Raw genomic sequence first — 13108 nt, 5'->3', positions numbered from 1 at the left:
TTTTTTCATGATTGTTGTGTTGTCCCTGTCATGCCGCTCAAAGCACTGCCCAGTTGCTCAATGCGCTGTTGTTCGGCGGTTACCAACTGCTGTAGTTGTTGTTGCAGGCCTGGTGCGCCGAACGGAGTATCGTTCATTGCGGCTGGTGGTGGAGTGTCTTTGTCCTCTCCGTCGAACAGCTGAGCCAGGTCGCTGCTGTCGAAGGCGCCGGTATCGCCGCCAAAGCCAAAGAAGCCGTGCTGCTGGAAGATCTGCGCCAGTTGACTGCTCTGCAGAGATGTCAAACCCTGGAACCAACTTGGGGCAAAGCTCAGGTCGCTACCCAGGGTGCTCGGCGCAAACAGCGGTTGCGGGGTCAGCAGTGCGTTGAACGGTGAGTCTGGCACTGCTGGCGCCGTGGGCCATTGCGTCATGAATGGCGGTGCTGAGTTCTGATCGGATGCGCTGTCGGGAATGTGGTCCATGGCCACTACCTGATAGCCCGGTGTGCTGAAGCTGGTCAGCATGGCGGTGCCGTGTGCATCCACGATGTTGCTACCGGCTGCATTGAGCGTGAGACCCAGACTGCCCAGCCCTGTCACTCCCGTGACATTGACCTGATAAGTCTGGGCGTCAAGCTGCACCAGCGAAGCCAGGTTGCCGGTGGCGTTGCCGTCGGTATCGAGCTGGAAGTCACCCAGGTCAACGCCACTGACATCTTCGCTGAAGCTGACGGTAAAGCTGACGGCATTGGCATTGGTCGGCGACTGTGCGTCTAGCTCTATGCCGCTGACCTGCGGGGGTACTGCGTCAATCTGTACACCTTCGGTTGCTGCCACATTGTTGAGCGCGGGCTCGGCTGCGTTGCCGGCGGCATCGCGCAGGGTGGCGCCGTTCAAAATAATGGCCTCGCCCAACTCAATGCCGTTGCTGTCCAGTTGCCCCTCGGTGACAGTCAGGCGGAAGACCAGTGCGCTGCTGCCGGAACCGCTGATGTAGTCCGCGTAAGCCGTGGCGCCGTTGTCCAGCGCTACGAGCAACCGTGGCGTGCCGCCTTCAACGCTAACCGCTTCGCTGAAGTTCACGGTGAAATCGAGCTGATCTCCTGCAACATAGGTCGCGTCTGCTGGAACGCTCACCGAGGTGACAGCAGGAAGCAGTGTATCAATGGCGTAGCTGTTGGAGTCGGTAGTGCCCGCGCCAGTGTTGCCAGCTGCGTCCAGATAACCTGTGTTATTCAGGGTTACCAGATTGCTGACATCTTCCACGTCGGCGGTGGGTGTGAGGGTGGCGGTCCAGGTAATACCGCCATCGCTGCTGGCCAGGCTGCCAAGCGTGCCGTTCGCCACGCTGAAATCGGTAGCGTCCAGTCCGCTCACTGCCTCGGAGAAGGTGATGGTAACGATGCTGGTTTCGCCGGCGGCCAGCGCAGTATCGGCGAGCACTATGGTCGCGGTGGGACGCAGGGTGTCGATGGCGTAGTTATTGGAATCGGTGGTGCCAGTGCCGGTATTGCCCGCGACATCCTGTATGCCCGTATTATCGAGTGTCACCAGGTTGCTGGTGTCCTCCACGTTGGCGCTGGGTGTGAGCGTCGCTGTCCAGGTAATACCGCCGTCGCTGCTGGTCAGGTTGCTGAGTGCGCCGTTGGTCACGCTGAAATCAGCAACATCCAGGCCGCTAACCGCCTCGCTGAAAGTGATGGTAACGGTGCTGGTTTCGCCGGCCGCCATAGCGGTATCGGCGACCATTATGCTCGCGGTCGGACGCAGCGTATCGATGGTGTAGTTGTTGGAATCGGTGATGCCGGTACCCGCATTGCCTGCTGCATCCTGCACACCAGTATTGTTCAGGGTTATCAGATTGCTGGTGTCTTCTACATCGGCCGTGGGAGTAAGAGTCGCTGTCCAGGTAATACCACCGTCGTTGCTGGTCAGTGCGCTCAACGTGCCATTTGCCACGGCGAAGTCTGCTGCATCCAGCCCACCCACTGCCTCGTTGAAGGTGATGGTAACGGTGCTGGTTTCGCCGACGGCGAGAGCGGTGTCGGCGATCATTATGCTGGCGGTGGGACGCAGGGTGTCGATGGCGTAGCTGTTGGAGTCGGTTGTGCCGACGCCAGCATTGCCCGCTGCGTCCTGTACGCCGGCATTATTCAGGGTTACCAGGTTACTGGTGTCTTCCACATCGGCGGTCGGGGTGAGCGTGGCGGTCCAGGTGATGCCGCCGTCGCTGCTGCTGAGGCCGCTGATAGCACCGTTCTCCACACTGAAGTCTGCGGCATCCAGGCCACTTACCGCTTCGTTGAAGGTAATGGTAACGCTGCTGGTTTCGCCGGCTGCCAGCGCGGTGTCGGCGATGACTATGCTGGCGGTGGGGCGCAGGGTATCAACGGCGTAGTTGTTGGAGTCGGTTGCGCCGACGCCAGCATTGCCGGCGGCATCTGCGACGCCAGTGTTATCTAGAGTAACCAGATTGCTGGTGTCTTCCACATCGGCGGTAGGCGTGAGGGTGGCGGTCCAGGTAATACCGCCGTCGCTGCTGCCGAGACCGCTGAGAACACCATTGGTAAGGCTGAAGTCAGTCACATCCAGCCCACTCACTGCCTCGTTGAAGGTGATGGTAACGGAGCTGGTTTCGCCGGCCGCCATAGCGGTATCGTCGATCACTATGCTGGCGGTGGGACGCAGCGTATCGATGGCGTAGTTGTTGGAATCCGTCGTTCCGACGCCAGCATTGCCAGCGACATCCTGCACACCGGTATTGTCCAGTGTCACCAGGTTGCTGGTGTCTTCCACATCGGCGGTGGGTGTGAGTGTAGCGGTCCAGGAGATGCCGCCATCGCTGCTGGTCAGATTGCTTAGCGCGCCATTTGCTACGCTGAAATCAGCAACGTCCAGTCCACTCACGGCCTCGTTGAAGGTAATAGTGACGGTGCTGGTTTCGCCAGCGGCGAGAGTGGTATCGGCAACCACTATGGTCGCTGCCGGCCGCAAGGTATCAATCGTGTAGTTGTTGGAATCAGTCGTGCCGACGCCGGTGTTGCCTGCCGCGTCCTGCACGCCGGTATTGTCGAGGGTCACCAGGTTGCTGGTGTCTACCATATTGGCAATGGGTGTGAGCGTAGCCGTCCAGGTGACTCCGCCATCGCTGCTAGCCAGATTACTTAGCGCGCCATTTGCTACGCTGAAATCAGCAACGTCCAGTCCACTCACTGCTTCGTTGAAGGTGATGGTAACGGTGCTGGTTTCGCCGGCAGCCAGTGCGGTATCGGCGACCGCTATGGTCGCTGTCGGATGCAGGGTATCGATGGCGTAGTTGTTGGATTCGGTCATTCCGATGCCGGCGTTACCGGCGGCGTCTTGCACCCCGGTGTTGTCGAGAGTCACCAGATTACTGGTGTCTTCCACATCGGCGGTCGGTGTGAGGGTAGCGGTCCAGGTGATGCCTCCATCGCCGCTAGTGAGACCGCTGATAACACCGTTGGCCACGCTGAAATCAGCAACGTCCAGTCCACTCACGGCTTCATTGAAGGTGATGGTAACGGTGCTGGTTTCGCCAGCCGCCAGAGCGGTGTCGGCGACCACTATGGTCGCTGTCGGACGCAGGGTATCGATGGCGAAGTTGTTGGAATCTGTCGTGCCAGTGCCGGTGTTGCCAGCAGCGTCCAGATAACCGGTATTGTCGAGGGTCACCAGGTTGCTGGTGTCTTCCACATTGGCGGTGGGTGTGAGCGTAGCGGTCCAGGTGAGACCCCCGTCGCTGCTGGTCAGATTGCCGAGCGCGCCGTTGGCCACGCTGAAGTCTGCTGTGTCCAGCCCACTAACCGCCTCGCTGAAGGTGATAGTGACAGTACTGGTTTCGCCGACAGCCAGCGCGGTATCGGCCACCACAATGGTGGCCGAGGGGCGCAGGGTATCAATCGCGTAGTTGTTGGAATCAGTCGTTCCGACGCCGGTGTTGCCTGCCGCGTCCTGCACGCCGGTATTGTCGAGGGTCACCAGGTTGCTGGTGTCTTCCACATTGGCTGCAGGCGTGAGCGTTGCAGTCCAGGTAATACCGCCGTCGATGCTGGCGAGGTTGCTTAGCGCTCCGTTCTCCACGGTGAAGTCTGCTGGGGTCAGGCCGCTGACTGCCTCGTTGAAGGTGATGGTGACCGTGCTGGTTTCACCTGCTGCCAGCGCAGTGTCCGCTACCACTATGCTGGCCGTTGGGCGCTGGGTGTCGATGGCGTAGTTGTTGGAATCAGTCGTTCCGACGCCAGTGTTGCCTGCCGCGTCCTGCACGCCGGTATTGTCGAGGGTCACCAGGTTGCTGGTGTCTTCCACATTGGCTGCAGGCGTGAGCGTTGCGGTCCAGGTAATACCGCCGTCGATGCTGGCGAGGTTGCTTAGCGCTCCGTTCTCCACGGTGAAGTCTGCTGCGGTCAGGCCGCTGACTGCCTCGTTGAAGGTAATGGTAACGTTGCTGGTTTGGCCAGCCGCCAGCGCAGTGTCGGCGACCACTATGCTGGCCGTTGGGCGCTGGGTGTCGACGGCGTAGCTGTTGGAGTCGGTTGTGCCGCTGCCCGCATTACCAACTGCATCCTGCACGCCGGTATTGTCGAGGGTCACCAGATTGCTGGTGTCCTCCACGTTGGCGGTGGGTGTGAGCGTAGCGGTCCAGGTAATGCCGCCGTCGATGCTGGCGAGGTTGCTTAGCGCTCCGTTCTCCACGGTGAAGTCTGCTGCGGTCAGGCCGCTGACTGCCTCGTTGAAGGTGATGGTGACCGTGCTGGTTTCGCCTGCTGCCAGCGCAGTGTCGGCCACCACTATGCTGGCCGTTGGACGCTGGGTATCGATAGCGTAGTTGTTGGATTCTGTCGTGCCAGTGCCGGTATTGCCAGCGGCGTCCAGATAACCGGTATTGTCGAGGATCACCAGGTTGCTGGTGTCCTCAACACTGTCGCTGGGCGTGAGGATCGCCGTCCAGGTTATGCCGCCGTCACTGCTGGCCAGATCGCTGAGGGCTCCGTTGCTGGCGCTGAGGTCGGCCAGGTCCAACCCGCTTACTGCCTCATTGAAAGTGATGGTGACTGTGCTGGTATCGCCGGCAACCAGTGCGGTATCGGCGACCACAATGGTGGCCGAGGGGCGCAGGGTATCAATGGCGAAATTGTTGGAGCTGACCGGTGCCGCGCCCGTATTGCCAGCGGTATCCAGATAGCCACTGTTGTCCAGGGTGATCAGGTTGCTGGTGTCCTGGGTATCGGTATTAGGCGTCAGGGTCGCGGTGTAGGTAACATTATCGTTGGTCGCCAGATTGCTGAGGGTGCCGTTCTCCACAGCGAAGTCGGCCAGATCTACGCCCACCACTGCCTCACTGAAGGTAATGGTCACGGTGCTGGTCTCGCCGGCAGCCAGGGCAGTATCGGCGACTAACACGCTGGCCGTCGGGCGAACGCCGTCAATCGCCAGCGCGTGCTGACTGGCGATCGAATCGGCGCTGCCGGTGGCGGGCAGCGTCAGCACGGCATCGTCGCTGGCAGCGCTTCTGATGGTGGCACCATTTAACGACAACGCACTGCTGGATTGGTAATTCAGGTCGGCGGTCAAATCGCCAGCCTGCACGGTATAGTTGAAGGTCAGTGTGCTGCTGCCACTGCCGGAGACGTAGGTGGCAGCGCGGTCTGTGCTGCCGGTTTCCAGCAACAGTTCAGGGTTGCCGCCACCGGTATCGACGATGACGGCCTGGTCGAAGGTCACCGTCAAGGTCAGGGTGTCGCCCACCTTGTAGGTGCCATCGAGCGAGCTGCTGCCGGTGCTGATGATGATGGGGTTGAGCGGCTCTACACTGATGGCGATGACATCGGTGTCGGTTTGCACGCTACCGCTGCCGGAGAATCCCAGGTCGTTGCTTGTTATCTGAATGCTTCCCGCGCCATTGTAGCCAGGCGTTGGCGAAAACGTCAGACCGTTGAGGGCATTATTGATATCGACAAGGCTGCCTTCAAAGGTCATGGTGCCGTCGTTCGCACCACTGCCGATCACGAAGCTCAGGCCGCTAGTGCCGGAGAGCGTAATTAGGCCGTTGGAAGCCGTCAGTGTGGCCCGCAAGGTGCCACTTCCGGCATCCACATCACTAATGCTGATCTGATTGCCGTTGGCCGCGCTGAATACCAATGAACCGCTCTGATCGACACTCTGAGCACCCGGCACAGTGTTGACCGGCGCGTCGTTGACCGCCGTCACGTTGAGCGTGAGACTGGCGTTATCGCTTTGGGCCGGGCCGCCCGTGTTGCCGCCGTCGTCAATGCTGATGCTCAGGGTCACATCGGCGTTGGCGTTGGCTGCCGTGGTAAAGCTGAGCTGGCCAGCGGAGATAAAGGCGTTGATATCGGCAATGCTGCCGCTCAATGTGAGGCTGCTGGCGCTGCCCCCCACAGTGACGCCACTGCCGCTGACCGCGCTCAGGCTGCCGCTGGCAACGCTAAAGGTGGCCGTGACACTGGCGCTGCCGGCGTCGGTATCGCTGAAGCTGATGCCAGTGAGTGCGCCTGCCGTGTCTTCGAAAACGTCGATATTGATCGGTGCGGTGATCACCGGCGCATCGTTGCTGGCGCTGAGGGTGACGGTGGAGGCGACAGCGAGCAGGCCGCCGTCAGTACCGCCATTGGCTGCGCCACCATTGTCACTGATGGCCGTGAGCGTCACTGCCCGGTTGCTGCCACTCGGCGCATCGCTGGCGTTGCGGTAGCCGATGCCGTTGATGATGGTTTCTGCAGTCGCGGCGCTGACGCCTGCAGCGCTGGAGACGGTGATGGTAGCAGTGCTGCCGCTGAGGCTGACGCTGTAGGTCAAGCCATTGCCAGCGGTGGTACCGGTGTTGCCATCGATCAGGCTGATTTCGCTGCCATCAATGCTCAGCAGTTCGCTGGCGCCATTGGCCAGGTTACTGATGGTCATGCTCAGGCTGCTGATGCTTTGCCCAGCCTCAACGGTGCTGATGCTGGCACCGCTGAACAGCAGGACAGCTGCGTCATTTTCGGTATAGCTCGGGTTGCTGCCCGTGGCGGTCAGGGTGGGGGCGTCGTTGATCGGCGTGACAGTGATGGCCGCCAGGGCGCTGTCGCTTGCGCCAGCGCCATCCCCCAGGGTGATGTTCAGATCCAGGCCGTTGCCCGGGTCGTTACTGCTGGAGCTATAGGTGAGTTGCTGCAGCACGGCGTTCACATCGGCGCGTGTGGGTATTTCGCCATTGGCATTGGTAAAGGTGACCAGCAGTTGGCCAGCCACACTGCTGTCCAGGTTGGCAATGATCTGGCCGTTTTTCACCAGGTTGCCGCCAGACAGACTGATACCGTTGCCATCCACGAAGCCGAACAGGTCGCTGGCTACAGCACCACCGTTGCGGATGATAGTCAGCGTGGCGCCGTTGTAGTCGCCGTTGCCGCTATTGAGCAGGTCCAACTCCCTATCACTGACGGAGGCGTCGGCATCGATGATCACCGGTGTGCCGTTCTCGACGAAGGTAGCGCCACCGTTCACATTGCTCAGCGCCGGCGCGCTGTTGCCTTCGACTGCACCGATATCAACGATGTTGCTTACACGATCGTCGCCACTGGCATCAATTGGCAGGGGCTCTGTAGTATCGCTGTCACCGTCCAGGTCATAGGTATCAGCTGGCAATGACGCGTTGCTGCCGGCTTCCAGCAGTGCGCTGCCAGCGAGCAGGGCATGGGTCTGTATATCGCCGCCGTTGTTGTAGGCCAGATCACCCAGCAGCAGGTTGGCCGTGCCCTGGTTATTCAGGCTGGCCGTGTTGTTGGCGATGAATACATTGCTGCCGAAGTAACTGTTTGTCGCGCTTTCAACCGTACCAGCCACGTCATCGGCGCTGCCGCCAGTAGCCAGCGGAGAACCGCCAGCGCCAGCGGTGGCTCCGGCTCCCGAGGTATTGCCAGCAACTACGACATTGACGAAAGTGTCGGTGCCCTGGGCAGAAATACCACCGCCTGCGCCTGCTGACGCATTGCCGACGATGGTGGAGTTGTAAATGAAGGCGGTGCCCGAAGTGATACGCAGACCTCCGCCAAATGAGCTTGCGCCCGCAGCGGTATTGCCGCTGATGGTGCTGTTGATTATGGTGAGATCGCCAGAAACTTGAATGCCGCCGCCATGCGCACCTGCGCCGGTGGTGCTATTACCATTGACGGTACTGTTGATCAGATTGAGCGTGGCGCCAGAACCGACATTGCGTATACCGCCCCCGAACGTGGAGCTGGTGTTGCCGCTGACTGTCGAGTTGATCAGGGTAAGGCTGGCTCCGCTACCAAAGACACCACCCCCGCCCACCCCCCCATCGATACTGTTGGTGATACTGGAGTCTCGTACCATGACATTGGTACCGAAGCCTAGATAAAGCGCTCCGCCACCGCCGTTGGTATTACCTTCTGTCAATGTCAGCCCGGTCAGCTCAATGCCGGTCAGGCCGCTATTGACGAGCATGACGCGGCTGGCGTTATTGCCCGAAATGGTGACGTCTGCGACGCCATCATCATTCAGATCGCCATCGATGCTGAGATTAGCGGTGTTGATCGTTAGCTGGTTACCGTTGAGTGTGATGGTCCCGCCCTGGTAACCGGCCACGCCGCTATTCAGGTCAAAACTGATGCTATCGCCGCTGCGTGCCCAGAACAGCGCCTCGCGGACGCTCAGACCGCCGCCATCGGCTTGGTCGGCGGCAAAGCTGGTCGCTGTCGTCTGGTCATCCCCGCTGTCCTGGTTCGAAGTCACCAATAGACTGGAGTTGCTGACCGTGACCGCCACCGTATCGCTGTCGACATTACCCGCAGCATCGGTGCTCTGAATGCTGATGCTCTGCGCGTCTGCACCGCCAGGGGTGTAGGTCAACCCCTCCAGTGCGGCGTTTACCTCGGCTGCGGTACCGGTGAGGGTTATCGTGCCGGTGCCATTGTCGCTGATTCCAGCCGCGCCACCGGTAATCGCCCTCAGGGTACCGCTGGCCACGGAGACCACCACCGTCAGGTTGCCGCTGTCACTGACGCTGATCGCGTTGCCATTGCCGTTGCTGAATACCAACGGTGTAATAGTGTCAGTGGTTTGGGCGCCGGGCACGGTGTTGACAGGCACCACTGTATCTACGCTGTAGTTGTTGGAATCTGTTGTCCCTGCGCCGACGTTGCCGGCGGCATCTGCGACGCCGCTATTGGTCAGGGTGATCAGGTTGCTGGTGTCTTCTACGCTGCCCGACGGGGTGAGAGTGGCCGTCCAGGTAATTCCACCGTCGCTGCTGCTGATATCGCTGAGAACGCCATTGGCCACGCTGAAGTCGGCCACGTCCAGTCCGGTCACAGCCTCGTTGAAGGTGATGGTGACGGTGCTGGTTTCGCCAGCGGCCAGCGCGGTATCGGCCACTACGATGCTGGCGGTAGGGCGCAGGGTATCAATGGCGTAGTTGCTGGAGTCGGTGGTGCCTGTGCCGGTGTTGCCGGCGGCATCGGCATAACCGGTGTTGCTCAGGGTTACCAGGTTGCTGGCGTCTTGCACGCCGGCATTCGGCGTGAGAGTGGCCGTCCAGGTAATGCCGCCGTCGCTGCTGCTCAGGTTGCTCAGGACGCCGTTGGCCACGCTGAAGTCCGCTTCTGTCAGGCCAATTACCGCCTCAGAGAATGTAACTGTAACGCTGCTGGTTTCACCGGTAGCCAGTGCGGTATCGGCTACCACTATGCTGGCTGTCGGTCGCAGGGTATCGATGGCGTAGTTGTTGGAGTCGGTGGTGCCAGTGCCGCTGTTGCCAGCGGTATCTATATAGCCTGTATTGTCGAGGCTCACCAGATTGCTGGTGTCTTCTACAGCGGCGGTGGGCGTGAGGGTCGCGGTCCAGGTAATGCCGCCGTCGCTGCTGGTCAGATTGCTCAGGGCGCCATTGGCAACGCTGAAGTCGCCTATACCCAACCCACCTACTGCCTCGTTGAAGGTGATGGTGACCGTGCTTGTTTCGCTGGCAGCCAGTGCGGTATCGGCTACCACGATACTGCCGGTGGGGCGCAAGGTGTCGATGGCGTAATTGTTGGAGTCTGTTGTTCCTGTGCCGGTGTTACCCGCGGCATCTATATAACCGGTATTGTCGAGGCTCACCAGGTTGCTGGTGTCTTCAACATCGGCGCTGGGCGTGAGGGTCGCTGTCCAGGTAATGCCGCCGTCGCTGCTGGTCAGGTTGCTCAGGGCACCGTTGGCAACGCTGAAGTCGCCTATACCCAACCCACTTACTGCCTCGTTGAAGGTGATGGTAACGGTGCTTGTTTCGCTGGCGGCTAATGCGGTATCGGCGACCACTATGCTGGCGGTGGGGCGCAGGGTATCGATGGCGTAGTTGTTGGAGTCGGTGGTGCCTGTGCCGGTGTTGCCGGCGCCGTCGCTATAACCGGTGTTGCTCAGGGTCACCAGGTTGCTGGTGTCTTGCACATCGGCGGTGGGCGTAAGCGTCGCGGTCCAGGTAATGCCGCCGTCGCTGCTGCTCAGGTTGCTCAGGATGCCGTTAGCCACGCTGAAGTCGGCTGTGGTCAGGCCGCTTACTGCCTCGTTGAAGGTAATAGTGACGGTGCTGGTTTCGCTGGCGGCCAGGGCGGTATCGGCCACTACGATGCTGGCGGTGGGGCGCAGGGTATCGATGGCGTAGTTGTTGGAGTCGGTGGTGCCGGTACCGGTGTTGCCAGCGGCATCCTGTACGCCGGTATTGTCGAGGCTTAACAAGTTGCTGGTGTCTTCCACATCGGCGGTGGGCGTGAGCGTCGCTGTCCAGGTAATGCCGCCGTCGCTGCTGGTCAGATTGCTCAGGGCGCCGTTGGCCACGCTGAAGTCGCCTATACCCAACCCACTTACTGCCTCGTTGAAGGTGATGGTAACGGTAGTGGTTTCACCTGCGCGCAGCGCAGTATCAGCCACCACGATGCTAGTGGTGGTGGGTGCAACCGTTTCCACCACGGCCACAGTCACGTCGGCATTGCTGGAGGTACCGCCATCGCCATCGTTCACTGTTACGCGCACGGTGCGATCAGCCTGGTCTATGGCGTTGCCCGCATTGCTGTTGCTGTAGGTCAGGCTCTGCACCAGTGCCTGCGCGGCTGCTGCGGTCGCGTTACCGTTGAGCGAGACCACCAGGTCTGCTCCGCCGCTGCCGCCGGTAAAGCTACCAATGGTCACGCCGGTGTAGGTGACGTTACTGCCGGATAGACCAATCTGGCCTGCGCCGGTACCCTGATTCTCAATGCCCAAAAGGTCTTCGCCAGCCACGGCGTTGGTCACAATGGATACGGTAATATTGCCGCCATTGAAGTTGGCAGAATCGGCGTCGGTCAGGGTTGCGTTGCTACTCGCATCCAGCAGTATGGCGCCGTTACCTTGTGTGAAGGTGACGCTGTCGCCATTGAGGTTGCCTACCGACGGCGCCACATTGCTGACTGCGCTGGCTACCGTAATGTCGTCCACATAAATTGAGACATCGGCCACGCCGCTCTGGCGCACGATGCGTACTTCATCGACCTGCTGCCAGGCTGAGCCGGAGGCGGACACCAGTGTGCCGCCTGAGCCGTAGTTTCCGGCGTTAAAGTCGATTGATGCACCGGAGACGACAGCGCCGTCCAGATAGCCCACCAGACGATAGTCGTTACCGGGGGAGAACCCGTTTTCTACGCGTATTGACTGGAATGAAAAGGCGTCGCCGCTGGTTGATTTTAATACCGCAGCAGTACCCGCGTTGAAGCCCCCATTCAGTAGTGCAGCAGCATCTGAGCCGTCGTTTGCCAGAGAGGTATCACCAGTTTGGTTGGTGATGTCTACGTAAGAGTTCGAGTCCACGGCGCCGCTGTTGGTTTGCACCGAGAAGGTCCAACCGTTTAGCGTGCGTGCCTGGCCTTGAACTCCGAAGCTGTAGCCGCCGCTCAGCGTCACACCATCAAAGTTCTCGGAGCTGGGCGCAGCGAGCAGGGCGTTGTAAGACGCGAAGGTCTGCGCAGCGTCAAGCTGCGAGGCTTCGATGGCGCCGGTGCTGGCCTCCAGTGTCCAGTTGCCGTTCAGTACAGCGCTGCCGGTGTTGTCTCTGGAGCCGGCAACGTCGGCGCCAGTTGCCGTGGCCAACTGCTCAAGAAAGCCGTCTTCGGCGCCCACCTTGCAGCCATACAGCAAGATGTCTCCGCCGTCGCTGAGGGTCGCACCTATTTCGCTCAGCAACGCCTGATGGGTCGCTATGCCGGGGCTATCCAGCCAGGTGCTGCCGAGCTGGACCCTGCCGCTGTCGCCGTGACTCAGAATATGAATGCTGTCGATACCGCTGCGGCCATCAAGGTAGTCGGCGATCTGCTGCAGCCCATCCTGACTGCCGTCGAGTAAGACGACCTCGACACCATCACCAACGCCATCCACCAGTTGCTGGTAGTTCTGCACATTGCTGTCGACAAAGACAATTTCCTGCCGTTGTTCGCCAGCAGCGCCAGGAGCGGCGACGTCGCTGCTTTCTGGCTGGCTGTCGGTATTGTGGTCGGCGGCTGCATCGACCACGGTGGCGGCAACCGCACCGTCGAACATCATGCGTGGTTCCAGCGCTTGCATCAGCGGAGGGCGCGCAACGGGCGTGCTTGCCGCTGGTGCTTCGGCTGCGGGCTGTTCGCTGGTCGACGTTTTGCTTTTTGAACTCCACCACATGACCGTGTTCCTTTAGTGCTGTGCAGGGGCAAGCCCGGCAGGCTTGGCGATTGCAATTGTATTTATGGGCATAACGCAGGCTGGAGATACTTGGCCAAATGGCTTATCGGAGTCAGTGGCAAACCGGGCGCTGGTTTTTGCGCATGGAGTTTGCGGCAGGGGCTTTTGCCACAAGAGATTGGCGACGCTGGCGCCCTCGCTGGCGAGAGGGAGAGCGTGGTGTTCGACACCAGCTTGCCTGGTGCCGGGATAGGCGGATACAGATCTGCCAGGAGCCGCTGCCATAAAAGCGCAGCCAGACGGCTTGCAGATGAGGCGGTGGAATGGAGCTATCTCAACAGCCATGAAGAAAACCCTGTTTGTTCTTGTCAGCATCCGATGCTCGGTTGTATGCGCTAATGCTACTTCGCCACAACCCTAAGTTGTAG

The 13108-nt window shown here is 60.3% G+C and carries 1 protein-coding gene; it reads right to left on the bottom strand.

Annotation, left to right across the window (positions count from 1 at the left end; all coding sequences use genetic code 11):
• Positions 1–5 precede the first annotated feature (5 nt).
• Positions 6–12680: an Ig-like domain-containing protein gene (locus V7756_RS10955; RefSeq protein ID WP_335610209.1), complete on the bottom strand. Its 12675-nt coding sequence runs from the start codon at positions 12678–12680 to the stop codon at positions 6–8.
• Positions 12681–13108 lie beyond the last annotated feature (428 nt).

The sequence above is a fragment of the Halopseudomonas sp. genome (assembly GCF_036961105.1).
Taxonomy (GTDB): domain Bacteria; phylum Pseudomonadota; class Gammaproteobacteria; order Pseudomonadales; family Pseudomonadaceae; genus Halopseudomonas.
This window is presented reverse-complemented; position numbering and strand designations above follow the sequence as displayed.